25 protein-coding genes are annotated in these 23,806 nt (G+C 54.4%); 18 read left to right on the top strand and 7 right to left on the bottom strand.

Annotated elements, in window-relative coordinates; translation table 11 throughout:
• From QTL79_RS04475 to QTL79_RS04455, 5 genes are all read left to right on the top strand, one after another.
• Window positions 1-417, top strand: a complete 417-nt coding sequence (locus QTL79_RS04475; RefSeq protein ID WP_346353747.1) for a GNAT family N-acetyltransferase — start codon at window positions 1-3, stop codon at window positions 415-417.
• Window positions 418-581: 164 nt separating this feature from the next.
• The gene (locus QTL79_RS04470; protein WP_346353746.1) at window positions 582-1,376 is read left to right on the top strand and encodes a hypothetical protein; all 795 of its coding nucleotides are present in this window, start codon (window positions 582-584) and stop codon (window positions 1,374-1,376) included.
• Between the two features lie 4 nt (window positions 1,377-1,380).
• Complete coding sequence (gene gluQRS, locus QTL79_RS04465) at window positions 1,381-2,838, top strand: tRNA glutamyl-Q(34) synthetase GluQRS (RefSeq protein ID WP_346353745.1); 1,458 nt, start codon at window positions 1,381-1,383, stop codon at window positions 2,836-2,838.
• A gap of 3 nt (window positions 2,839-2,841) precedes the next feature.
• A complete protein-coding gene (locus tag QTL79_RS04460) occupies window positions 2,842-3,273 on the top strand; it encodes a GNAT family N-acetyltransferase (protein ID WP_346353744.1) in 432 nt (143 codons plus the stop codon).
• Between the two features lie 18 nt (window positions 3,274-3,291).
• The gene (locus tag QTL79_RS04455; RefSeq protein ID WP_346353743.1) at window positions 3,292-3,750 is read left to right on the top strand and encodes a protease inhibitor I42 family protein; all 459 of its coding nucleotides are present in this window, start codon (window positions 3,292-3,294) and stop codon (window positions 3,748-3,750) included.
• A gap of 60 nt (window positions 3,751-3,810) precedes the next feature.
• Here the strand turns inward: QTL79_RS04455 and QTL79_RS04450 are convergent, their stop codons facing one another.
• Complete coding sequence (locus tag QTL79_RS04450) at window positions 3,811-4,842, bottom strand: asparaginase (protein ID WP_346353742.1); 1,032 nt, start codon at window positions 4,840-4,842, stop codon at window positions 3,811-3,813.
• Between the two features lie 88 nt (window positions 4,843-4,930).
• On the opposite strand from QTL79_RS04450, the gene QTL79_RS04445 reads away from it, so the two are divergent.
• The 5 genes from QTL79_RS04445 to QTL79_RS04425 all read left to right on the top strand — a co-directional run bounded on the left by QTL79_RS04445 (window position 4,931) and on the right by QTL79_RS04425 (window position 7,913).
• Window positions 4,931-5,497 (top strand): hypothetical protein, encoded by a 567-nt coding sequence (locus tag QTL79_RS04445; protein ID WP_346353741.1) that lies wholly within the window; start codon window positions 4,931-4,933, stop codon window positions 5,495-5,497.
• 163 nt (window positions 5,498-5,660) lie between these two features.
• A complete protein-coding gene (gene cysK, locus QTL79_RS04440; protein ID WP_346353740.1) occupies window positions 5,661-6,596 on the top strand; it encodes a cysteine synthase A in 936 nt (311 codons plus the stop codon).
• A gap of 49 nt (window positions 6,597-6,645) precedes the next feature.
• Window positions 6,646-6,981, top strand: coding sequence for a DUF2292 domain-containing protein (locus QTL79_RS04435; protein WP_346353739.1), 336 nt, complete (start codon window positions 6,646-6,648; stop codon window positions 6,979-6,981).
• A 78-nt stretch (window positions 6,982-7,059) separates the two neighbouring features.
• On the top strand, window positions 7,060-7,449 hold the full coding sequence (locus tag QTL79_RS04430; RefSeq protein ID WP_346353738.1) for a CFI-box-CTERM domain-containing protein: 390 nt from the start codon (window positions 7,060-7,062) through the stop codon (window positions 7,447-7,449).
• Window positions 7,446-7,913 (top strand): CRISPR-associated protein Cas4, encoded by a 468-nt coding sequence (locus QTL79_RS04425; RefSeq protein ID WP_346353737.1) that lies wholly within the window; start codon window positions 7,446-7,448, stop codon window positions 7,911-7,913. The genes QTL79_RS04430 and QTL79_RS04425 overlap by 4 nt, the downstream gene beginning before the upstream one ends.
• Before the next feature lie 47 nt (window positions 7,914-7,960).
• Here QTL79_RS04425 and QTL79_RS04420 read toward each other — a convergent pair whose 3' ends face one another.
• Window positions 7,961-9,283: an APC family permease gene (locus tag QTL79_RS04420; RefSeq protein ID WP_346353736.1), complete on the bottom strand. Its 1,323-nt coding sequence runs from the start codon at window positions 9,281-9,283 to the stop codon at window positions 7,961-7,963.
• A 122-nt stretch (window positions 9,284-9,405) separates the two neighbouring features.
• On the opposite strand from QTL79_RS04420, the gene QTL79_RS04415 reads away from it, so the two are divergent.
• Both QTL79_RS04415 and QTL79_RS04410 read left to right on the top strand, forming a co-directional pair.
• Window positions 9,406-10,128 (top strand): hypothetical protein, encoded by a 723-nt coding sequence (locus QTL79_RS04415; RefSeq protein WP_346353735.1) that lies wholly within the window; start codon window positions 9,406-9,408, stop codon window positions 10,126-10,128.
• Between the two features lie 133 nt (window positions 10,129-10,261).
• Complete coding sequence (locus QTL79_RS04410; protein WP_346353734.1) at window positions 10,262-10,423, top strand: hypothetical protein; 162 nt, start codon at window positions 10,262-10,264, stop codon at window positions 10,421-10,423.
• Window positions 10,424-10,531: 108 nt separating this feature from the next.
• Here the strand turns inward: QTL79_RS04410 and QTL79_RS04405 are convergent, their stop codons facing one another.
• Complete coding sequence (locus QTL79_RS04405) at window positions 10,532-11,239, bottom strand: B3/B4 domain-containing protein (protein WP_346353733.1); 708 nt, start codon at window positions 11,237-11,239, stop codon at window positions 10,532-10,534.
• 218 nt (window positions 11,240-11,457) lie between these two features.
• Here QTL79_RS04405 and QTL79_RS04400 point away from each other — a divergent pair, with 218 nt between their 5' ends.
• The 3 genes from QTL79_RS04400 to mutY are packed head-to-tail and all read left to right on the top strand — an operon-like array spanning window position 11,458 to window position 16,824.
• Complete coding sequence (locus QTL79_RS04400; protein ID WP_346353732.1) at window positions 11,458-12,612, top strand: exonuclease SbcCD subunit D; 1,155 nt, start codon at window positions 11,458-11,460, stop codon at window positions 12,610-12,612.
• Window positions 12,613-15,732, top strand: coding sequence for an AAA family ATPase (locus tag QTL79_RS04395; protein ID WP_346353731.1), 3,120 nt, complete (start codon window positions 12,613-12,615; stop codon window positions 15,730-15,732).
• Window positions 15,733-15,744: 12 nt separating this feature from the next.
• The gene (gene mutY, locus QTL79_RS04390; RefSeq protein WP_346353730.1) at window positions 15,745-16,824 is read left to right on the top strand and encodes an A/G-specific adenine glycosylase; all 1,080 of its coding nucleotides are present in this window, start codon (window positions 15,745-15,747) and stop codon (window positions 16,822-16,824) included.
• 87 nt (window positions 16,825-16,911) lie between these two features.
• Here the strand turns inward: mutY and QTL79_RS04385 are convergent, their stop codons facing one another.
• A complete protein-coding gene (locus QTL79_RS04385; protein WP_346353729.1) occupies window positions 16,912-17,046 on the bottom strand; it encodes a hypothetical protein in 135 nt (44 codons plus the stop codon).
• A gap of 223 nt (window positions 17,047-17,269) precedes the next feature.
• Here QTL79_RS04385 and QTL79_RS04380 point away from each other — a divergent pair, with 223 nt between their 5' ends.
• Window positions 17,270-18,163: a LysR family transcriptional regulator gene (locus QTL79_RS04380; protein ID WP_346353728.1), complete on the top strand. Its 894-nt coding sequence runs from the start codon at window positions 17,270-17,272 to the stop codon at window positions 18,161-18,163.
• 43 nt (window positions 18,164-18,206) lie between these two features.
• Here the strand turns inward: QTL79_RS04380 and pgl are convergent, their stop codons facing one another.
• Window positions 18,207-18,950 (bottom strand): 6-phosphogluconolactonase, encoded by a 744-nt coding sequence (gene pgl, locus QTL79_RS04375; RefSeq protein ID WP_346353727.1) that lies wholly within the window; start codon window positions 18,948-18,950, stop codon window positions 18,207-18,209.
• A complete protein-coding gene (zwf, locus tag QTL79_RS04370) occupies window positions 18,937-20,436 on the bottom strand; it encodes a glucose-6-phosphate dehydrogenase (protein WP_346353726.1) in 1,500 nt (499 codons plus the stop codon). Before zwf ends, pgl begins: the two co-directional genes overlap by 14 nt.
• Window positions 20,437-20,672: 236 nt before the next feature.
• Between zwf and QTL79_RS04365 the strand changes: the two genes are divergently transcribed.
• Both QTL79_RS04365 and QTL79_RS04360 read left to right on the top strand, forming a co-directional pair.
• Window positions 20,673-22,649, top strand: a complete 1,977-nt coding sequence (locus tag QTL79_RS04365) for an LTA synthase family protein (protein ID WP_346353725.1) — start codon at window positions 20,673-20,675, stop codon at window positions 22,647-22,649.
• A 17-nt stretch (window positions 22,650-22,666) separates the two neighbouring features.
• Entirely contained in the window at window positions 22,667-23,296 is a 630-nt protein-coding gene (locus tag QTL79_RS04360; protein WP_346353724.1) for a ribonuclease H1 domain-containing protein, read from the top strand.
• A 26-nt stretch (window positions 23,297-23,322) separates the two neighbouring features.
• Here the strand turns inward: QTL79_RS04360 and QTL79_RS04355 are convergent, their stop codons facing one another.
• Window positions 23,323-23,739, bottom strand: coding sequence for an Lrp/AsnC family transcriptional regulator (locus tag QTL79_RS04355; protein WP_346353723.1), 417 nt, complete (start codon window positions 23,737-23,739; stop codon window positions 23,323-23,325).
• Window positions 23,740-23,806: the final 67 nt, after the last annotated feature.

Here is a 23,806-nt window from a genome sequence, read left to right as displayed (position 1 = left end):
GTGGCGCAGGTAACGATTGAAGAAATAAGAGCGTCAGAGACCTGGGCGCTGCGTCAGAGGGTCATGTGGCCCGAACGACCGCTGAAGGATAGCATCTTGCCGGACGACGAAAAAGGCATCCACTATGGGATGCGGCTGGAGGGAGAGTTGGTCAGCGTAATCTCCCTCTTTTGGCAGGGCACTGAAATACAGTTTCGCAAGTTTGCCACCGCGCAGGAGATGCAGGGGAAAGGTTATGGCAGCCGACTCTTGCAGCATTGTCTGACACAAGCGAGAACCCTCGGGGCAACGGCGCTCTGGTGCAATGCACGCAAGGAGAAAATCGCTTTTTATCAGCGCTTTGCACTGCGTGAAACGGGAGAGTGCTTTAAGCGCAATGGTCGTGCCTATGTGATCATGCGCTGCGAACTGCAATAAAAGAGTGTATGATGAGACATAGTAGGAAAAAACGGCTGCGCCGCTTGCTTTTAACGTGAGCGGCGCAGCTGTTTTTTAAACAAAAAAAGGATTTGCGGGCTGCGACATGGAAGTGTAAAATCGACCGAAATCCGCGCATAGCGCGAAAGGCAGGGGACTCGAGAATGCCAAGACAGGCCAGGCAGCATGGAGAAACAGGCTTATATCATGTTTTATTTCAGGGGCCACCCGGCAGACCACCATTTTGGGAAGCGGCAGACCGGGCGTTTTTCGTTGAATTGATGAAGGCGAAACGTTCTGGCGGCGAATTTTTCCTCTATGCCTATTGCGTCTTGCCGGATCAGGTTCAGATCCTGCTGCGCGAAGGGCGGGCCGGTCTGGAACGAATCACGAAACGTTTGGGCATTGCGTATGCCGCGTATTATCAAAAAAAATACGCCTGGTCGGGAAAAGTCTTTCACGACCGTTATAAGAGTCAGCCGTTGGCGGATGAGGCGCGGCTGCGTTCGGCCATCAAATATATCCATGCTCTGGCAGCGGATGAACAGGCGCTGAGCAGCGCCGCGCTGTATAGCGATTTGTTGCAGGGGATGCTGGTCTTGCCGGAAATCTTCTCGCTGTTAGAGACGGCGGACGATCCTTTCGCGACGGCGGCGGGGCTGGCGCAAGCGAGTGAGCAAAACGCCGGAGACTGTTTTTTGTCGGTGCCGGACCCCTTTGCGCTGCAGGAAGCCGAAGCGGCGGCGCGGTGGCGCATGCATCAGTTTTTGAACGAGCGACAACTGACGCAAGAGGAGCTGGGTCAGAGACGCTGGCGTCAGGAACGCAAGCAGATTCTGACGCTGCTTGCGGAAGACGAACGTTTGTCGGGGCGTCACTTGGCGCGAATCACCGGTTTGAATCGGGAAACGGTCAGGATTATGCTGGGAGAGATACAGGCAAGGGAAAGGGATGCGTAAGCACATGGAATTGTTAAGTACGCGTCTGCGCCTGATTCCGCTGACGCGCCGTCAATTGCAGACGGCGCTGTTGCGTTGGACGGCACTGGAGCGGGAATTGCAGGTTCAGATTTGCGGTCGTGTCTGGCAAGAACGGCTGCGTGAAATATATCGTATGAAAGAGCGCAAGACAATCCGTGCGGGAAAGCAGTTTGTCTGGTACACGTATTGGCAGATTGTCGATCGCGCAGCGAATAAGATTGTCGGCGAGATCGGCTTTAAAGGCCTGCCGGATGGAGCGGGGCGCGTCGAGGTCGGTTATCAGCTTTGGCCGGAAGAGGAAAAGAAAGGCTATATGACAGAAGCCCTGCAGCTTCTGACGCAGTGGGCGTTTGAAGAAAGCGGCGTATCGGGCGTGGCGGCGCGCGTGAGAAGCGATAATGCGGCATCGAAGTCGTTATTGGAAAAGTCCGGCTTTGTCCTGCAGGAAAAAGGCGCTGAGGAATACTGGCTCCTGGAACGGAGTCGGCCGCACTCTGTTCGCGGACGCTTCGCGCCAAGTCCCAGCGGAGAAATGCATCTGGGAAATGCCTGGGCGGCGCTGTTGGCTTGGCTTCAGGTGCGCGCGCAAAACGGAACGATGATCTTGCGCATCGAAGACTTGGATCCTGACCGCTCCAAAGAAAAGCATATTGCGGCGCTGAAAGAAGATCTGAAATGGCTTGGCCTCGATTGGGACGAAGGGGAAGAGGAAGGCGGCGAATATGGACCGTACCGCCAAAGTCAGCGACGGCAGCTTTATCAAGCGGCGCTCGATTCGTTGACGGCAGCCGGATTGACGTATCCCTGCCGCTGTACGCGAGCGCAGTTGGCGGCCAACGCGCCGCATGCCAGTGACGGCGAACGCATTTATCCGGGGACCTGCCGTATACAGGCAGGTACTGCGACGAAGCCTTCGCATGCAGCGCTGCGTCTTATCGTTCCGCCGGGGAGTGTCGATTTTGTCGACCTGCTGCAGGGAACGGTCCGACAGGACATTGCGCAGCAGGTGGGCGATTTTGTCTTGCAGCGTGCAGATGGCGTGCATGCGTATCAATTGGCGGTTGTGGTCGATGATGCGGCCATGGCGGTCAGCCATGTCTTGCGCGGCGACGATCTGCTGTCGTCTACGCCGCGTCAGCTGCTGCTCTACCGATTGCTGTCGCTGCCTGCACCGCAGTTTAGCCATGTGCCGCTCTTAGTCGGCGCAGACGGACACCGCCTTTCTAAACGCCACCAGGATCTTTCCTTGGCGGCGCTGCGGCGCGGCGGCGCGTCGCCGCAGACGGTCTTGGGCTGGCTGGGCTGGAAAGCCGGTTTGCTGCCGACGTTTCAGGCGGCCACGGCGAGGGATTTGATTGCTGCCTTCAAGATGGATAAATTGCCGCGACAAGCGATTCGCGTGGAAGAGGATATCTGGAAGCGACTGACGGAAGGAGGCTAAGCGATGCTGTTATTGCGCCGCGGACAAGAGGCGGATGCGGATCTGCTGGGCCAGATGAATCAGGGGTTAATTGCTGCTGAAGGCAGCGAGAATACGATGAGCGAATGGCAGCTGGCCAACCGCATGAAAGCGATGTTGGCAGGCGGCTGGCAGGCGGTGCTTGCCGAAGACGAGAGCGGGCCGATCGGCTATTGTCTCTTCAGTTATCAAAAGATCGGCCTGGGCGGACGCAAGGAGATATACATACGGCACTTTTTCCTCAAACAGGAGTGCCGCGGTTGCGGGATTGGAAAGCAATTTTTCGACCGTTTGCAACAGGAGTTTTTTCCGCCGGACGCCAATATTGCCGTGGATGCGCTGGCGCAGAATTCGGCGGCGTGCGGATTTTGGCAGAGCGTGGGCTTAAAAGCGTTTTCAATCCAATATCGCAAATGAAAGGTGGTTAATTAACGGATGAAAAGTTTTCTTTCGTGCTTGAAAAATATAAGCTGTTTTCTTCTCATCTGGAGCAGTCTTATCGGAAGCGGCTTCGCCCAAGACGGGATGGCCTGGCGCGAATTGCCGATTGCACAGTCGATTGTCATTGCCAATGATGCGCAAAAAGACGCGGAGACGACGCTGCAGATGAAACCGGGCCAATATATCTCGCTGGAACTGCCGTTTTCAGCGGGAACCGGCTATCAGTGGATGGTGAGCGTACAGCCGCCTTCGTTGAATGTGGTTCATGAAGCGACTTCGAGCAGCGTCAGCGAACCGCAGATCGTCGGCGGCGCGATGCGGCAGCGTTATATCATTCAAGTCTGCGAAGACATGAGTGGCGAAGAAACGATGCTTTTTTCGCTGCGCCGTCCCTGGGAACAATCGCAAGAAGGCGTGCGCAACTTCCGCTTGAAAGTCATTGTGGAACGATAAGGAAAGAAGTCTGCTTCCCTTTTGGAAAGGGAGGCAGACTTCTTTTTGACGGCTGTCCGATCAGTAGGTACGGAAAAAATCCTGGATGAGCGACGGATCGTTGCTTTGCGTCAGCGCCAGCATTAAAAGGACGCGCGCTTTTTGCGGATTAAGGTTGTCGGCGGCGACGAAACCGAAGGCGTCGTCGTCGAGCGCGCCGTTGCGCGTCACGATGCCGCTTGAGGCCCGGCTGCTGCGGACAATGACGACGCCCTTCGCGCGCGCGTCGGCCAGCGCCTTTTGAATCGGCGCCGGAATGCCGCCGTTGCCGAGCCCCGCATAGACGATTCCTTTCGCGCCGCTGGCGACGACGGCATCGATGATGCCGCGCCCTGCACCGACATAGGAATAGATGATCTCGGTCTGCGGCAACTCTTTGAGGCTGTCGACTTCGAATAGGCTGTCGGCGGTATGGCGGCGCGCAGGATAACGGTAAAAATAGGGCTGTCCGCCAAGAATGTAGCCGAGGTAGCCGAGCTCGGGAGATTTGAACGTATCCTGCAGCGAAGTGCTGGTCTTGGTGACCTCACGGCTGGAGTTGATCGTATCGTTGAGCGAAACCAGGACGCCGCGGTTGAGGGCTTCGTCGCTCGCTGCCAGAACGACCGCGTCATAAAGGTTCATCGGGCCGTCGGTGCTCATCGCCGTCGCCGGACGCATTGCGCCGACAAGGACGACCGGTTTGCGGCTGTGGACGGTCAAGTTGAGGAAATAAGCGGTTTCTTCTAAAGTGTCGGTGCCGTGCGTGACGACGACGCCGTCCACATCGGCCTGCGCCAGGGCGACGTTGATTTCCCGGACCAGCGTCAGCCAGATGTCGTGCGTCATGTCAGAACTGTCAACTTGCGCGACTTGACGGCCGCGTACGTTTGCAAGATCCTGTAGGGACGGGATTTCTTGCAGAATCTGTTCAATCGAGATTACGCCGGCCTGATATGAGAGCGTATTGGTCGAACTGGCGGCTGCGCCGGCAATCGTGCCGCCAGTACCCAGAACGAGAATATTCTTTTTCATAGCTGTCTCCTTTGTCTTGCGAAAAGTCCTGCTTCTCATTATAATCAAAATTGCCCGATGAATAAATACGAAAATGAAGAATGTCCGCGGCGAAGCATACGCTGCGCTAAAAAAGGAAGTGTACATTATGAAAGTCATGTTGCGTTTGCTGTTGCTTATCTTTTGTCTTTTTTCCTTGCATGGACAGGCGGCTGCTCTGGAAAGCGTCAATGTCGCCTTGTTGCCGCTTGAGGATACGGCGGCTTATCATTTGCCGGAAGTGGATGCAGTGGTGAAAAGTCGACTGCAGGATCATTTTCGCTTTCCTTTTTACGAAAAAATAATCGTTTCTCCGTCTGAGGCGCATCTGGTGACGGGGAAAAAGTCGATAGAGGCGGATTCTATGGCGGCGCTGGCGAAAGCAAAGCAGGCGGATCTGGTGATCGGCGTCGAATTGGTTTATGCTAGGTCTGACATTAAAAACAGTGGGTTTACTCTTTGGAATGACAACAGCACAGTGATGCAGACGGATGTCGAAGTCGCGATTTATGCCTATTCGCTTAGCGACGGAAAGTATCAGTCATGGCGGGAACGTCTGAGCAAGGAAGAAGACCTGAGCGTCAATAGCGGCGTAAAAGCGGCGGTGGAGACACTCTTGGAAAAATTATTGTTTCGCTTGCCTTACAAACGAATTCCTACACAGTACATCCCTTGACAGTGAAAAAAAGATATGCTATTATCACACTTATAAAGTGTATGGAACTACACGGCTGATTGGAAAGACCAAAGGCCAAAGACGATTCCGCGTGGAGTCTTCTTTGGTCTTTTTTGTATTCAATCATACCGCATGGTGCATGCCGAATAAAGGGGGAAACGATATGAGCAAGATTGCAGCGAATCTGACGGAACTGATTGGCAACACGCCGCTCTTGGCATTGAACAATTACGGACGACAGGAAAAACATCAGGCGCGGGTGCTGGCGAAATTGGAGTATTTTAACCCGCTTGGCAGCGTGAAGGATCGGGTCGGTTTCGCGATGATTCAGGCGGCGGAAGACAGCGGACGTTTGAATCCGGATACGACGATTATCGAACCGACCAGCGGCAACACCGGGATCGGTCTGGCTTTTGTTGCGGCCGCCAAAGGGTATAATCTCATTTTGACGATGCCGGAGACGATGAGCATTGAACGGCGCAAACTCTTAAAGGCGCTGGGTGCGAGCCTAGTGCTGACGCCCGGCAGCGAGGGCATGAAGGGTGCGATCCGTCAAGCCGAAGAACTGGCGGCGTCTTTGCCCGACGCAATCGTACTGCAACAGTTTGAAAATCCTGCGAATCCGGCGATGCACAGCCGTACGACCGCAGAAGAAATCTGGCGTGATACGTCCGGCAAGGTAGATGTCTTTGTTGCGGGCGTCGGCACGGGCGGAACGATTAGCGGCGTCGGCAAGGTGCTGAAGGAACGCAATCCCGGCGTGAAAATCATTGCGGTAGAGCCAAGCGATTCGCCGGTTCTTTCCGGCGGTCAGCCTGGGCCGCATAAACTGCAGGGCATCGGCGCCGGTTTTGTGCCGAAAATATTTGATGCAGGCGTAGTCGATGAAATCATCGGCGTGAATCAAGTGGATGCTTTTACTGCAGCTCGGGCGCTGGCGCAGACAGAGGGGCTTTTGGTCGGCATTTCGAGCGGTGCGGCGGCGCATGCGGCAGGACAATTAGCAATAAACGACGAATATGCTGGGAAAACGATTGTGGTCTTATTGCCGGACGGCGGCGAACGCTATTTGTCGACGCCGCTGTTTGAAGAGGAATAATGAAGCAATGAGTGATATAAGACGAGGCGAGGAAAGGAAGTGAAAACGGATGCGGCAGGAAAGTGCGGAACAGGCGCTGGAGCGGGCGTTGTCCACTATGAAGACGGCACTGGAGCGAATGCAGTTCGGCACGTTAACGTTGGTTTTTCAAGATGGACGTCCGATTCAATTGGACAAACAGGAGAAAATCCGCCTTGAACAAGCCGCAACCGTAACACTCAAACAGACGGGGCAAGCGTGGCAGAGCGGCGTGCGCCAGGCTGCGAAAGGGCTGGCGTACGGACAAATTCAGCTGCGCATTCAAAATGGCCGGATCAGCCAGTTGGAACGGACCGACAAACAACGCTTCGCCGAATGGGAAGGCGTATACGGCGAAGGCATCTGATGGATTGCCGGGCTAAATAGGCTATGCTATACTTTGAGTTTGGCATAGCCTATTTTTTATGCATGGGAGGCGGGGAAATTGAAGAAAATAAGCGTGACCGCCTTGGCTAAACTGGGGAAATGCGAGCGGCAAGCCTATCTCGATTATTTTTACGGCGACGATCACTGCGCGGTGCGCGCCGCCGCGCAGCGAGGCAGCAGCGCGCACGAAGAATTTGCCCGGCGGATCGCCGGACAGGATCGCCGCTGTTTTATCGCCAGTGCGCTATTCGGCGCTGCTGCCTGGCAGGCGGAGGCGCTGCGACGCTGGCGTGATGAATGGCTGTTGCGTTTTTATTTGGGACGATATCTGGTAAAATGGTATTACCGTTTTTCACCGCGAGTTTTGCCGCTGCTCGAGCAGAGCGGTTGGCTGCGGCGAAGCTGTGCGACGGTACTGGAATACTGGATACGGGCGGCGCGATTATGACGTTGGAAGGGGTCACACTCTTAATTTTATTGGGTTTTGCGGCATGGCTTCGGCGGAGCCTTTTACGCCGCAGGCTGCGTCCTTGGCAGATCGAACGGACGATTTGCATCGAGACGCCGGTCGAATTGATCGGCCGGCCTGATGTCGTGTGGCTGGACGGTACGGGGCGTTTGGTCGTCGGCGATTATAAAAACCGCTCTGGCCCGCAGGTCTTTGAATCGGAACGGATCCAGCTGTCGGCGTATCGTTTCCTGCTGCGGCACAGTCAGGGTCGAAGCGTGGCCAAGCACGGCTATATCCATTTTGCTGACGGGCAACGCGTGCGCGTCGCCTTATTGACGGACCGCCAGGTATTGCGTCTTTACCGGCGCTATCAAAAGATCATCAGCGGACGGAGCGAAGCGCAGCGCAGGGAGCGCGACGGATATTGCACTTATTGTGATTATCAAAACGATTGCCGTTAAAAAAGGTCAATAGAGCATGACTGCCTATTGACCTTTTTTGAACGAGGCTATGCGGTTGTCTTGCGCGTTATCCACCAGTAGACCGGCAGGCCGGTCAAAGTGATCGCGATGCTGTAGCAGGAATCGAGCGGATTGTCGAGCAACGTGGTACCGAGAATGAACAGGCCGCCCAGTACTGCTGCAATCGGGATGAACGGATAAAGCGGCACTTTATACGGGCGAGGCGCATCGGGCTGCCGTTTGCGCAGCAGGATGACGCCGATAAAGGCCATGATGGAAAAGATATAGACGGAAAAGATCGCGATGTCGGTCAGTCGGTCGGGATCGCCAAGCAGCATCAGCGAAGCGGCCAACATGACTTCGAGAATGGTGGCGTAAACCGGCGTACCCCAATTTTTATGGACTCTCGACCAGAGAAGAGAAAGCGGCAGTTGACCGCGCTCTGCCATGGCCAGCGGCAGGCGGGGAAACGCCAGGATTTTGCCGTTTAACGTGCCGAAGATGGAAACGAGGATACCAACGCTGATTAGTCTTCCGCCGACTTTGCCGAAGAGGATGCCGGCGGCCGCTGGCGAGGCTTTTTCCATCAGCGCGGTAATTTGGCTGGCGGGCAAAGTGTGTAAAAGTGCCATGTTTACCGACAGATAAGCAATCGTTACGACGAACAGGCCGATGATGATTGCTCGCGGCAGCAGTTTGGCAGGATCTTTCATTTCACCGGCGACAAAGCCGACCAAAATCCAGCCGTCGTACGCCCATAAAGTGGCGAGGATCGCGGCGCCCATGCCGGTATGCGTGCTAAGGCCGCTCGGCATGTCCCAGATTTGTCCGTTGCCGTGCCAAAGCCCCCAAACGGCAATCAAGGTGATCGGGATCAGTTTGCCGGTCGTTGCGGCCGCTTGAATGAAGCCGCCGTAACGTGTGCCGAGACAGTTGACCAAAGCTAAGAAGGCTATGGTAGCCAAGCCGAGTTGAATTTTCCAATCGGCGGGCAGACCGAAGAAATGCGCGAGCAAGGAACCGAAATAAAGACCGAGCGCGCCGATGACCGCCGGCCCGTAAATCACGGTATGGACCCAACCGCATAAATGTCCCCAAAGCGGGCCGTAGACTTCTTCAAGGTAGACATATAGGCCGCCGGTGCGTGGGATCTGTACGCTGAGCTCGGCGATCGTAAGGCCGCTGGCCAAAGTAATCAGGCCGCCGAGCAGCCAAGCGAGCAAAGCCATATTCGAATCGCCGGCTGCGGCAATGACTTTGCCCGGTTTCATAAAAATGCCGGAACCGATGACGGAACCGATGACCAAAGTCAAAGCCACGATGAAGCCGATATCCTTTTTTAGAAAGGACTCTTGGTTGGTAGGTTTCATTTGAATCGCTCCTTACGTAAAATAGGTGACATAAAATTTAGACAACAGAAGTAATTATATAGAAAGATTACAGTTTTGTCAGCTGTAAAATAAAAATAAGTGGAAATAGAGGGGGAATTGTAATGGGAAAAATGATCGCGTTCGTAGTGGGCGCTGTGGGGAGTCTTCTTTTCACGCTGTCAGCGCAGGCGTTTACGCCGCCCAGTTTCAGTCCGCCGAGCATCAGCGAACCGCAAATCGCAGCGCAAAACGGTTTGCAGCCGGCAAGCGGCGGTGCGCTGTGGCTGCCTGGCTATTGGTTTGCCGATGGATATCTCGCGCAAGAGCTGCAGGGGACGCCGCTTCATTTGCAAAACCAAGCGCCTGTTCTTTTATACGGCTGGCCGGATGCACGGGCGACTGCGACCGGATTGCTTGCACCCGGCGGACGGGCCCGTCTGTTGGCGATAGGCTGTTGGGCTTGGCCGGAGCTGTCGGTGGTCAGCGCGAAAGAAAAATTGCACAGCGCAGAAAATAGCGGCGAGTTTCAACAGTTTGGCTATATTTCGAGTTTGGATGCCAAGTGGATTAGCGTTTACTCCCAGGGGCACACGATGGCTTTGCCGCGTGAACAGTTGCAAGCAACGCTTCCGCCGTCCTGGGGAGAAGGCGAGCGAGGACAGTGGCTGTATTTGCAAAGCAGCGATGGCGTCGCCGGATGGACGCATTTTTCGCCGGAACAGTGGCTGGTTCAAACGCCAGCCGCCGATGGACGGGCACATTTGCTCTCGCTCATTGAAAAAGGAACAGCGTTGACCTTTCTGCCGTTGCCGGCGTTAAAGCCGCGGACGGAGACCAATCGCTAAGCCGTTTCTTCTTTTCGCACTTTAAATACTTAAAAAAGATAAAACAGCGTTTTTTCGACAGGGGATTGCCGCTACGCAGCGAAAGAAAATAATTATAGAAAACCGGATGAGTAAGGACGCAGGAGGTAAGGTTGTGAAGTACGTGCAAGAATCGGCTGAAGTGGCTTCGAGTACAGCAAAAAAAAGAGCGGATGAGGATTTGAGAAGTTTATTTTCATTATCGCCGGAAGAGGAAGCGGCATTGAACTCTTTTTTTCTGACGCTGGCTGGTCAGGAAAGAAGCGTTACGGAATAAAAATTGCTTAGTTGCGCTAAAATGAAAGTGCACGATTTGCGTGCTGCTGAAAGATATAAAACAAAACGGGAACAAGAAAGAGGAAATCTTTCTTGTTCCCGTTTTGTTTTATGCTTCGAAAAGGGGATGATCCTGATCGACCAGACCGACGACGACTTCACAAGCGAGCTGTTCTTGGAGAATCCTCGCCAAATGATCGCGCGCCGCTAAGATGCGGTCAAGATTGTGGTCGGAAAAACCGTCGATCGGGAAAAATACATTGCGGCTGTTTTCCGTCACTTTGCCGATCGGGCTTTGCCGCCATAGCCAACGGCGGGTTTTCACGCAATCGCCGAGCGTATAAATCACTTCGCCTTGCGTAACGTCTTCGAGATCTTCCTGCCCGAAAGGCAGGAAACGGTCGGTGGGCGTAGCGAGGCGGATACAGACATCGGCTTCGGCGTCGCTGGAACCGAGGTCGTACGCGCTCAGCGGTACAAAATGACGCAGCGATATCGCATTGCCTAAATCGGTGGCCGGATTGATCGAAGGCACGCCGCGTCCCTTTTCTACCCGGCAGGCTAATGTCTCGATGGAGGGCGAAAAATGATCGGGGTCAAAGCCGAGGCGGTGAAAAGCTTCGCGATACGGTGCGATTTCCGGAGCCTGACGGGCCGTGCCGCAGCGCAGGCGTTCGATAAAGCGCCGGATGCTGTCCATTCGCAACCGGTCAATAACGGGGTTGGCCATCGTGTTGTCGAGTCCGCGTGCGACAACGACTCCGACGCAGGCTGTTTCCAAATGTTCAAAGACTTCCGGGTTCACGGAAAATTGCATGTTCATCCTCCTTTATGCTCATTGCCATTGCGATGCCTATAGTTAGTTCCTATTGTATTCCTTTTTCACGCTCTTTACCAGCATATGACGGAAAATTGCGTGAATTTTGAAACAAAAACTCTGCCGCTTCGTTTTTAATTTTAGGCAGGAACGATGAAAGGGAATGAGGAACTGAACATAGTTAGTGAAAGTCAAAGTAAAACGGGGGAGTTGTCAGGATGAAAATCATGCATACCGGAGATTGGCACATCGGCAAGAGTTTCAATCAAGTGCAACTCACCGAGGATCAATCGTATGTCATAGAACAGCTGATCGAATATATCAGGAAGGAACGGCCGGACGTACTGATCATCGCCGGCGATTTGTACGACCGCAGTGTTCCGCCGGTCGAAGCGGTGGAGCTGCTTGACCGGACTTTTAGTCGTTTGCGTCTGGAACATGCGCTGCCGGTGCTGGTCATTGCCGGCAATCACGACAGCCCGGATCGTCTGGGTTTTGGCAGCCGGATCTTAGAGGTGCAAGGGCTTCATATCGCAGGCCGTCTCTCTCTGCCGCTTTCGCAGGTTACCTTGGAAGATCAATGGGGGCCGGTGGATTTTTATTTGCTGCCCTATGCAGCGCCGGGCGCAGTGCGGGAGTTGCTTGACGACGCGGCGGTGCGCGATCACGATAGTGCGATGGAAGCGCTGCTTAAGCGGCTGCCGAAAAATGAAGAGAAAAGGCGGCGCGTGCTGGTGACGCATGCTTATGTGCGCGGCGCGCAGGCGCTCGAAGAAAGCGAATCGGAAAAGCCGCTCTCGGTTGGCGGCACAGATTATGTAAGCGCGGCGCACTTTCAGGATTTTTCCTATGTCGCGCTCGGACATCTGCATCGTCCGCAGCAGGCCGGCAGTGAACGGATACGCTATGCCGGTTCCCTGCTGAAATATTCTTTTTCTGAAGTGAGACAGCCGAAGTCGCTGACGCTGGCGGAAATCGACGGCGAGGGTGAAGTCAGCCTGAAATTGCTGCCGCTCACGCCGCGTCTTGAAGTGCGCAAGATAAAAGGGAACCTGCAGGATTTGCTGGCGGCCGCTTCGCAGGAGGAGGCGGGCCGTGAAGACTACCTGCATGTGACGTTGACTGATGACGGCGAGGTAGTCGAACCGATGGCCCGTTTACGGGCGGCCTATCCGAATGTATTGGCCTTGGAACGTGAGGTGCGCCAGGTAAAGGAGAAGGAACTGCAGGCGATCGCGATGCGGCAACGCAGCAAAGCGGATCTGTTCGCGGACTTTTATCGCCAGGTGGTGGGCGAGGAATTGAATGAAGAAAGGCGGCAGGTGGTAGACGTTGCTGTTTCTGCCGTGCTGGGCAAAGAGGAGGGGAAATAGATGCGGCCGATCCGACTGAAAATGTCCGCCTTCGGACCTTATGCAGGTGAAGAGATCATTGATTTCACCGAACTGGCGCAGCGGAATTTATTTCTCATTACCGGGCCGACCGGCGCGGGCAAGACGACCGTATTCGACGGGATATGCTATGCTCTTTACGGCAAAGGCAGCGGACGCGAACGTGACGGGGAAAACTTGCGCAGTGATTTTGCAGCGCCGCGTCTTTTGACTGCGGTCGACTTTGAATTTTCTCTGCAGGGAAAACGTTATAGGGTGCGTCGCTTGCCCAAGCAGCTGCGGCAAAAGACGCGGGGAGAAGGTTTTACGGAACAGAATGCGGATGCGGAGCTTTACTATCTTGACCAGCCGCAGCGTTCCATGTTGAGTGGGGTTCGTGAAGTCAATGAAGAAGTGGTCGCATTGATCGGCTTGAATTATGAGCAGTTCAAACAAGTTGTGATGATTTCGCAGGGTGAGTTTAGAGAATTGATCATGGCCGACAGTAAAGAAAGGGAAAATATCCTGCAGCGACTGTTCGGCACCGAAGCGTTCCGTCAAGTGCAAGACTATCTGATAGAACGGGCGAAAGGTTTGGAACAGGATGTCGGCGCTTTTTTGGCGCGACAAAGCGAAATCATACGCTCACTCGATGGCGCAGGCTGGGAACCGTTGGCGCAGCTGCTGGCGAAAGAGGGCGCGCTTGCGCTGCTGGACGGAAAAGAATTGGCGCAGGAAAGCCTGTTGGCAGATGAAGGCGCGCTAGCGAGGCTGCAGGAAGAGACAAGGCAGGTCATGCTGCGCGTAACGGAGCAAAGTGCACGGATCGCGCAGGGCGAAGAGGTGAACCGGAAACTAAACGAGCACGAGTTCGCGCTGCGCCAGCTGCGTGATTTAGAGGATCAGTTGCCTGAACAAACGAGACGGGAAGAGGCGTTGCATGCTGCACGGCGTGCGGCGGTCTTGAATGGAGCGGCCGAAGCCTGTGCAGAGTGGCAACTGCATTGGTCACAAAAAGCGCTGGCCGTCGATGCGGCCAAGAAGGTTTGCGACGAAGCGCAACAGTTGCTCGTTGAAAAAGAACAAGCCTTGGCGAAAGAACGCGAACAGGACGGTGCTCGCCTCATCCTACAGGAAAAGGTCATTCGTCTTGAAAATTTGCAGGGACAAAGTGAACGCTTGCGTGAGAAAAGGCTGGAACTGGCGAGAGCGGAATCGGCTTGCCGTGCGGCTGAAGAGAAAGCGGCGCAAAGCGCCCGTGCGCACGAACAACAGGAAAAAGAAAATGCGGCGCTGGAAGAGAGACGTCTCGCGGCGCAGCAGGCGGCCACAGAAAGGGAAAAATTGTCTTTGCAGCTCGAAACGCTGGAAAGGCAGTGCGATCTCAATCTGCAGTATAAGCAGGCGGAAAACGGTCGCCAGGAGGCGGAAGACGCGCTTGCTGAAAAAGTGAAAAGCAGTGAGGCGGCCCGGGAAAAAATGGCTGTGTATGAAGCCGTGCGAGAACGTCTGGAGCAAGAGTGGCAACAGGATGTGGCCGGACGCTTGGCGCAGCAATTAGAAGAAAATCAGCCCTGTCCTGTCTGCGGTTCGCTTGCACATCCGCAGCCGGCTACGGTAACGCTGCTTGGCAGTCGTGAGGCGGAGCTGAAAAGCGCGGAAGCGGACTTGGCGCAAGTGAACCGCGAAGTCGAACAGGCAAGGAAGCAGCTCTATGAAACGAAGGCGCAGCTGCAGTACAGTGAGCAGACATTATCTTTTCTACTGGAGCAGTTGAAAAGAGAGGGGATAGACGCGCTTGCACTTGCGGATTTGGCAGAAGAACGGCGGGAAATTCAGCAAAGAGTGAAGCAGGCCGCTGAAAAAGCCGAAGAACTAAATGCGCTCGAATGCGGCAAGGCTGAAAACGAGGTCGCGCTGGAAAAGACGGCTGTCGCTATGCTTGCGGCGCAAAAAGAATGGGAGAAAGAGCAGCTTCAGCGTGACGCGCTGGTTTTGCTCGTCGCCGAGCTTTCTGCGCTGCTGCCGCCGGAAGGGCAGGACGCGACCGAATTGAGGCTGCTTTTGAAGAAGGAACAGGAAAATCTGCGGCAAAGCCAAGCTCGATTGGAAGGATTGCGTGAAGCTTGGCAGGAGGCGACACTGCGGCGGCAGGACAAGGAGAGTCAGCTTGTTGCGGCAAAGCAAAATTGCCTGGAAGCAGAAACGATAAAAGAACGTCAGTCGCTTGCGTTTCAAAAGGCGCTGTTGGAAAGCGGCTTTGCCGGGGTCGAGGCTTATGAAGCGGCACGTCTCGATACGCAAGCGCTACGCGAAGCGGAAAACGCTGTACGGCGTTTTCAGGAAGAACGGGCGGCGTTAAGCAAACAGGTCGAGCAGGGGGAACTCGAAACAAGAGGGGTGCAGAGCGTCGAACTGACAGCGTTGCAAGAAGCGCTCGTCATACTTGAGACGCGGCGAGGCGAAATGGAGAAGGAGCAAGGGGGAATCCGCGCGCGCTGTGAACACAATAAAAGGGTGCTGCTGCGTCTTGAGACGCAGCAGGAAGAGTTGCTCAAGCGCGAGAACGAGTACAGGATTGTCGGAGATCTGGCTAAGGTTGCCAAGGGACAGAATGAAGCCCGCCTATCGTTTGAACGCTATGTGTTGGCCGCATTTTTTGATGATATCATCAGCGCTGCCAATTGGCGATTGAAGAAAATGACCGCGGGCCGCTATGAAATGGCGCGCTGTCAGGAGCGGGGCAAGGGCAATGCGCAAAGCGGGCTCGATTTAGAAGTACTGGATCAATATACCGGGCGCATCCGTTCGGTAAAAACGCTGTCCGGCGGCGAAAGTTTTCAGGCTTCGCTGGCTTTGGCGCTGGGGCTGGCTGATGTTGTCCAGGCAACAGCCGGAGGAATCTGGCTCGATACCATGTTTATTGATGAAGGTTTCGGGACGCTGGATCCGGAAGCGCTCGACAACGCGATCCGCTGCCTGCTCGAACTGCAAGAGGCTGGGCGTCTGGTCGGAATTATCTCGCATGTGCCGGAGTTGAAGGAATCGATTGATGCGCGCCTGGAGGTGCAAAACGGAAGGCAGGGCAGCAAAAGCCGCTTTGTCATTGGAATGCCAGGCTAGGAGGGTGCCGATTTGAAAAAGGAAAAACTGAAAAATGCCTGGCCTGTGCAACTCTTGGCCTGGTATCGCAGTCAGGGAAGAACTCTTCCCTGGCGCGAGAATAAGGATCCGTATCGCATTTGGGTGTCGGAGGTCATGCTGCAGCAAACGCGCGTGGAAGCGGTGAAAGACTACTATGCACGCTGGATGCGGCGCTTTCCGAGCATGGGTGAATTGGCTGCGGCCGATGAAACGGAGGTTCTAAAATATTGGCAGGGCCTCGGTTATTATTCGCGGGCGCGCAATCTCTTAAAAGGCGTGCGCGAAGTGCAGGCCGCATATAATGGCGAACTGCCAAAGGAACGCGAGGAGATTTTGCGCGTTCCCGGAATCGGAGATTATACAGCGGGGGCGATTCTCAGTATCGCCTATGACCAGCCGCAAGCGGCGATTGACGGAAATGTGCTGCGCGTTTTCAGCCGGATCTATGCGTTGGCGGATGATGTCGGAAAAGCGAGTGTGAAAAAGCGGATTGCCGACTTAGTGCTCGAAGTCATGCCGCGCGATTGCCCGGGAGATTTCAATCAGGCGCTGATGGATCTGGGGGCGGTTATCTGCATTCCGAAAGCGCCGCGCTGCGAGTCTTGTCCGGTTGTGGAGTGCTGCGAAGGATGCCGGCAGGGACTGCAGCGGCAACTGCCGCTGAAAAAAGCGAAAAAAGCACCGTTGCCTGTTGCGGTTGCCGTAGCGGCGCTGCGTAATCGGGCGGGAGAATTTCTCTTGCATTGCCGTGCCAAGCAGGGGATTCTAGCGGGGATGTGGGAATTTCCCGCAGCGGAAGGCGTCGACTGGGCGGCGGCTCAAGCGGCGCTGGAAGCGCGTTTGTCCGCGTGGGGCTTTAAAGTTGAATTAGCGCAGGAAGTGCAAAAACTAACGCATACGTTCAGTCACCGGCAATGGCAGATGACGGTTTATGCGACGGAAACGGTGGAACGAAAAGAACTGGCAGCGAAATCCCTTTGCTGGCGTAAGATGTCTGATTGGCAGCAAGTGATCTGGGCTGGACCGCACGCAAAAATAGCGCAGGAAATCAGGGAGAGCGAAGGGATTTGAAAAGGAGACGCAAAAAAGACCGGGCATTTGCCCGGCCTTTTTTGTTGTAGACTGGTCATGCAGTCGACCGTCTATCGAGGGAAAGAGTTAGTATTTCAGATATTGGCGATTCCAATAGGCGGGAGTGCTTGGTTCGGCGGCGACGCCTTTCCAAAAGAGCATGCGGCTCAACGTGTAAAGAACGGTGGTGGCACCGGTTGCCAATAAAATTGAAGTGTCCATGAAAAATCCTCCTTTATAGTGGGGTGCGCAATCAGAATTAATCAATTTTTCTGATTGATCAGTTGACGAAGATCGCGGTGAGGGGTCACTTGGCAATCTAACGTGAAACTCTCTGACGTAATACGTTCTCTGTGCCTTGATTGTAGCATTCCTATATTGTATAGTAAAGATGATTAAATTGATTGAAAGTATCATTTGAAATGATGCAAAGACGGAGGAAAAAATGGAGATACGTCAATTGCGGATTTTTGCGGTTGCTGCCCGCCGGCTCAGTTTTACGAAAGCGGCAGAAGAGCTTGGTTATGTCCAATCGAATGTCACGGCGCAGATACGGCAGTTGGAAGACGAGTTGGACGTGAAATTATTCGACCGTTTGGGACGGCAAATTTATCTCACGGCTGCCGGACGGAAATTCGAGGTGCATGTACAGCACTTACTGCAACAAATTCAAGAAATCGGTGACGATATGAAACCCGGACAGGAAATCAGAGGGAAAGTATCGATCGGCGCGGCCGAATCGTTATGTGTGTATCGCCTGCCGTCTTTATTGCGTGAATATCGGCGACGCTATCCTCAAGTGGAACTGCATCTTGAGGTCAACAGCTGTCAGAATTTTGCCGGGATGTTGCGTGACGGAAGCATTGACGTTGCCTTTTCATTGACGCAATTGATTCGCTTGGCTGATATGAAGACAACCGTCTTGATAAAAGAACCGATGATCGTCGTGGCGCATCCGTCGCATCCGCTGGCGGCCAAGTCCTTTCTCGTACCGGAGGATTTGGAAGGACAGGCGTTTATCTTAACGGAAAAGACTTGCGGTTATCGGCCGCTTGTCATAAATATGCTGCAGGAAGCCAATGTCACCACCGGACCGATGCTGGAATTTTCCAGTATCGGTGCGATAAAGGAATGTGTTGCGATCGGCCTTGGCGTATCGGTCATGCCGCGCATTGCGGTGGAGCAGGAGCTGGAACAGGGGCGTTTGCTTGAACTGCCTTGGCGCGGACCGCATCTTGGCATCAAGACGCAAATGATGCTGCATCGCGACAAGTGGCTGTCGCCGGCGTTAAAAGCGTTCATACAGCTGGCGGAAGAACTGATGCTCGGGAAACGATAAAGGAAAAGCCGCCGGATGCGGCTGCACCCGGCGGCTGACACGGTCAATCCTTTTTTTCTTTCGGCAACAGGCTCGCGGCCGCTTCGTCCAGCAGCCAATAAAGCTTGCCGTTAAGAGGTTGTATCCACTGCGCAGGCAGTAAAGGCAGCGCAGGCGGCGTTTTAAAGAATCGCTGCATGATTTCGGCTTTGCCTGCGCCGGAGACTAAGAAGACGGTCAGTGCGGAACGGTTGAGAAGACTTGGCATCAAAGTGATGCGGTTAAGATCCGGATCGTCGAAGAAGACCGGATAAACCCAGTGCTCGTCCGTCGGAAGCAGGCCGGCATCGGGAAAGAGGGACGCCGTATGGCCGTCGCTGCCCAAACCAAGGAATGCGAGATCGAAAGTCGGCGAACCATCCTTGGGGAAAAGGTTGTGCAGCAGTGCTTCATAATCGTCGACGGTCTGATGAATATTGTCGGAATAGGCGATGGCATGGATCTGTCCGGCTGGAATCGGCACGTGGTTGAGCAAAAGTTTGGCGGCCATGCCTTGGTTACTGTAAAGGCTGTCTGCCGGCGCCCAGCGTTCATCGCTCCAAAAAACCTCCAGCTTTGACCAGGGGACGTCCGTGCTGTATGGGGGACGGGCTAATATTTCGTAGAGCAGGCGCGGCGTGTCGCCGCCGGATAAAAGGACGCGGCATGAACCATGACTGGCGATCGCTTCCCGTGCTTTTTCTAAAAAAAGCGCAGCGGCAGCATGACTGAGAGCGCTAAGGTCTTGAAAAATCTTAGTCGTAGGCATGGCAGTGTCCCTCCTGTCCGTGTATTTCCAGGCAAGCCGGCAATAGCCAGCTACGGCCGTCCTGGCGAATCAACGCATTGGCCTCTTGTGGGCCCCAAGTGCCCGATTCATAGAAAGTGAGCGGCGAACCGTCTTTTTTCCAGGCGTGCAAGAGCGGATCGAGGAAAGTCCAGGCGGCTTCGACTTGATCGGCGCGCATGAACAAACCGGGATCGCCGCGCAGTACGTCAAGTAGTAACGTTTCGTACGCTTCGGGCGAGGGAGTGTTGAACATCTCCTGGTAGGTGTAATGCATTTCGACCGGACGGATCTTCATGCCGGGCCCGGGTTCCTTAGCCTGGGTACGCAACAAGATGCCCTCGAGCGGCGCGATTTGGATCGCGAGACGATTGCTCGGCAAAGGCGGGCCGGAAAAAGGATGATGCGGAACCGGGCGAAACTGAAGCGATATTTCTGAAACGCGCGCGGGCAGGCGTTTGCCGGTGCGCAGATAGAAGGGAACGCCTTGCCAGCGCCAATTATCAAGCCAAACACGTAGCGCGGCAAAGGTTTCGCTTTCTGAGTCCGGCGCAGTGTCTGCTTCCTCGCGGTAGGCGACGGCGGCTTCGCCCTGGCTGAAACCGGCTGCGTATTGGCCGCGTACGGCATCGCCGCATGCCAACGGCTTTAATGCGGTCAGCACGTCCAATTTCTTATTGCGAATTTCATCGGGCTGAAAGGAAGTCGGCGGTTCCATCGCGATCAGACAGAGAAGCTGCAAGAGATGATTTTGCACCATGTCGCGCAGTGCACCTGCTTGTTCATAATAGTTGCCGCGGCGTCCGATACCGCTTGGTTCCGCTACGGTGATCTGGACATGGTCGATAAAATTACGGTTCCAAATCGGTTCCCATAGGGCGTTGGCAAAGCGGAAAGCCAGAATGTTTTGCACGGTTTCTTTTCCTAAATAGTGATCGATGCGAAAAATCTGACGCTCGGAGAACGTTTGCGCCAACGCGACATTCAGTGTGTGTGCACTCGCCAGATCGTGTCCGAAAGGCTTTTCGATCACGATACGGCAGTGCTCATTGCCGCGCAGCGAGGGAAAGTGGGCAAGCTGTCCGGCGATGACGGGAAAGAGCGTCGGCGGCGTGGCCAGATAGAAGATGGTGTTGCCGCTCTTACTGCTGGAGAACGGAAGGTCATTCGCCAAAGCGTCGTAATCGGCGAAAGAGTGATAGTCAAAACGCCGGTAGCTAAGATGACGGATGAAATCCTGCCAATTCTTTTCTTTTGGCGGACGACGCGAATGCGCCGCGCAGCCGGAATGAAGCTGGAGCGTGAATTCTTCCCGCGTCAAATCACTTCGCCCCAAGCCGATAATTTGAAAGTGTGCGGGCAGCAAGCGGTCGAGAAAGAGATTGAATAAGGCAGGCATGATCTTTTTGTGGGTCAAATCGCCGGAGGCGCCAAAAATAACGATGTTGGCCGGTTCAAGGGCGGTCATAAGCGCGTCCTCCTCCATGCAAAAATATCTGTAATTTATTTCTAGTTTGATAGGGGTTCGCGTTGTAAGGCGGAAAATCCTTTCAAGAAAAGAAGGTTCGCAAAGAAACTTGCCCGAAAGCGGCTTTTTATTCTGAAAAGCACTGGTCATATCGTCGCAACACAGGTAAAATGAACGTTGTGTCGATGCTGATCTGCACAGCGGCAGCGTAAGTAAAAAAGGGAGAGTCAGTCACTGTGACGAAACGTTGGGAAGCTTTATTTCATGAATTGCAGCAGGATTTCAAATTATATCTGTTTCTTATGGCCCTGTTTACCGTATTCAGGGTTGCATTTGTTCTTGTCATGCATAAGTATCTGAATCCGGCGACCACGCAGGAGGACTTGCTGACTGCGCTGGAATACGGTTTTCGCATCAGTCTGAAAAGCGCGTCCGTCTTGGTGGCGGTGACCTTCGGACTGAGTACTTGCTTGCGGACGTTGGTGCCGGCGGCGCGCCTGGGGAAACTGCGTCTCAGTCTGGGCAGCCTCTATGTACTTTTGCTGAGCTTTTTGTTTTATGCCAGAATTCCTTATTATGAACAGTTTCACATGGGGTTTAACCAATTGGTTTTCAATACGATGCGCGACGATGTCTGGGCGCTCTTTGTCACGCTGGTGCAGCAGTATCAATTGCCGCTGCGTCTTGCTCTGATCGCGCTGACGGCAGCGGCGCTATGCTGGCTCTTGAAGGGCTGGCTTGAGGTAAGGACATTCCGTCTGCCGGTGACGTCGCGCTGGTACGTCAATATCGCCTTGCGTGTGCTGGCGCTATGGATGTTTTATCAATTCTCTCTCTATGCCGTCAGCGGCGGCAGTACGGGCTATGCGGATAATTTCGACTGGGAAAATGCCGGAATCACCAGAGACGAGTTGTTGAATGAAGCGATTCTCGACGATGTCCAGGCCTTGTATCGTGCCTATATCCTGCATGACCGTCTCTCTGCTTCGACCGGCGTCGATGCCGACCAGGCGCGGATGCACGAATTCGCTTCTTTTGTTGCGCGACGGCCGGTGCAGGGAGATGATCTGGATGAATACCTCTCACGTCATGCCGAGGGTGCGAAGGTGAAAAAGCCGCGTCAGGTCTTTTTGATCATCGGTGAAAGTTATGCGAATTGGCCGCTGCTGCCGGAGTATAAGGCGCTTGGCATTACGGCGGGCATGGATAAATTGATCCAACAGTCCGACACCGCCTATGTCGGCTCCTTTTTGCCGAACGGCCTCAGTACGATTTCCGGCGTGATGGGAATCGTGTCGGGACTGGCGGAAGTGAACCTGTACCTGACCTATCTGCCGGAATCGTACAAAGAGACATTTTCTACCGCGCTCGCGCCTCAGATGAAACGTCTCGGCTACAAGACGAAGTTTTGGTATGCCGGACCGAGTTCGTGGGAACGGGTAAGGGACTTCGTCATGGCGCAGGGTTTTGATGAATTTCACAGCCGCGGCGATGTCGGCGGCCCGAGCGGCAACGTCTGGGGCTGCGATGATAAGGATCTGTTTGATACCGTTGAAAAGAATCTGAATCCGCAGGAAGACGGTTTTCATGTCGTGCTGACGGTCTCCAACCATTCTCCGTATACGGTCGATCTTGCGGCGGCCGGTTTTCCGCGCCAACAGGTCATCGACGCACTGCCGCCGGATCGAAAAGAGGATACGGAGCTGATTCGAAAACTGGGCCATCATTGGTATGCGGATCAAATGATGACGCGCTTCATCAAGGAAATGGAAGAGAAGTATCCGGACAGTTTGTTCGTCATTGTCGGCGATCATGCGGACCGGGTCAATGTGGAGCTGAACCCGACGAATTTCAAGCGCTATGCGATTCCGTTCATCGTGCATGGCAAAGGGGTGCAAAAGGAAATGCTGCCGTCTGACGCGGCAGGCAGCCATATCAACGTCGGTGCGACGTTGATGGAACTGATCGCGCCGCGCGGTTTCAAATACTATACGGTGGGCGACAGTCTGACGCGCGGCAATGCAATGGGCTTCAATTATGGCTTTTGGATAACAGCGCAGCATTTCGGCAAGATCTGCCAAGAGGGTTCGGAGGCCTTGCCGGATGCGAAAAGCACGACGCAGCCGCCTAGTGTCTATCAGGTGTACCAGGAAGTCGAAGCGCAGCGTGCGATCTCCTGGTGGCGGGTCAAGAACGGCAAGCAATTGCCGTAAAAGTGGTGAGGTGGCATATGAACAAAAAGGGTAAATTTTATGCGGTCAGAACCGGGCGATTGCCTGGTATTTACACGAGCTGGGCGCAATGCGAGGCGCAGGTGAAAGGATATCCGAATGCGGCGTTCAAAAGCTTTCCGACGCAGGAAGAGGCGAAGGCGTATGTGGCCGGTGATTTTGGCGCCGGTGTCTTGGCGGAGGAACCGTGCGACGCTGCATCAGAGCGAGGGCGGATCGACATTTATGTCGACGGCAGTTACCGGGCCGGTCGTTATAGCTGGGGCTACGCCGTATACTCAAAAGGAGAGCTGCTTCACTGCGACAAAGGACTCGGCATGGATGAGGAAGCGGCTGCTATCCGCAATGTGGCCGGTGAGTTGGCCGCGACGGTGCAGGCGGTCGAATGGGCGTTGAGAGAAGGCTTGGAACGCGTGTATATTCACCATGACTATTCAGGGATTTCCGCCTGGGCAGAAGGGTCTTGGCAGGCTAAAAACAAATTTACTCAAGCGTATGCGCGCTTTATGCGCAAGCAGAGCTCGCTGGTCCGTTTCGTAAAGGTGGCCGGACATACCGGAGTTGCAGGAAATGAAATGGCCGATCAATTGGCGAAAGCGGCACTGGATGAAAGGGAAAGCGACAAATAAAATGAGAACCGGCCAGCGGCCGGTTCTCATTTTATTTGTTGGATTGAAAGATTCAATTGGTAGTTGCCGTACGGCAGCAAGTCGTCGAGCAGTGCGTTCAGCGCTGCGCTGTCGGCGAGGATGACTTCAAGGATATAACAGCCATGTCCGCTGATGCGATGCGCGGCGCGGATTTCATCGCGCTTGCGGATGAAGTTTTGAAAGGCGGGATGGCAGTCGTTGTTGAGAAAGACATGGATCAATGCCTGAGTCCGGTTGCCCAGTTTTTCTTCGTCGACGGTGATGGTATAGGCTTTTAAAATGGCGGCGTCTTCCAAGCGGCGGACGCGATCGGCGGCCGCCTGTCCGGTAAGATGAACTTTTTCGCCAAGCTCTTTCCATTGTAAACGGCTGTTTTGCCTTAAGGCGGATAAAATTTGTTTGTCGGTCTGATCAAGGAACATAACGGACATCCTTTCAACAATCAAGTTTTGACGGTGAAACACTTGGCTCAGGGTATGGGCGGAAAAA

The organism is Azotosporobacter soli, from assembly GCF_030542965.1.
In the GTDB taxonomy this organism is placed as follows: Bacteria; Bacillota; Negativicutes; order SG130; family SG130; genus Azotosporobacter; species Azotosporobacter soli.
This window is presented reverse-complemented; position numbering and strand designations above follow the sequence as displayed.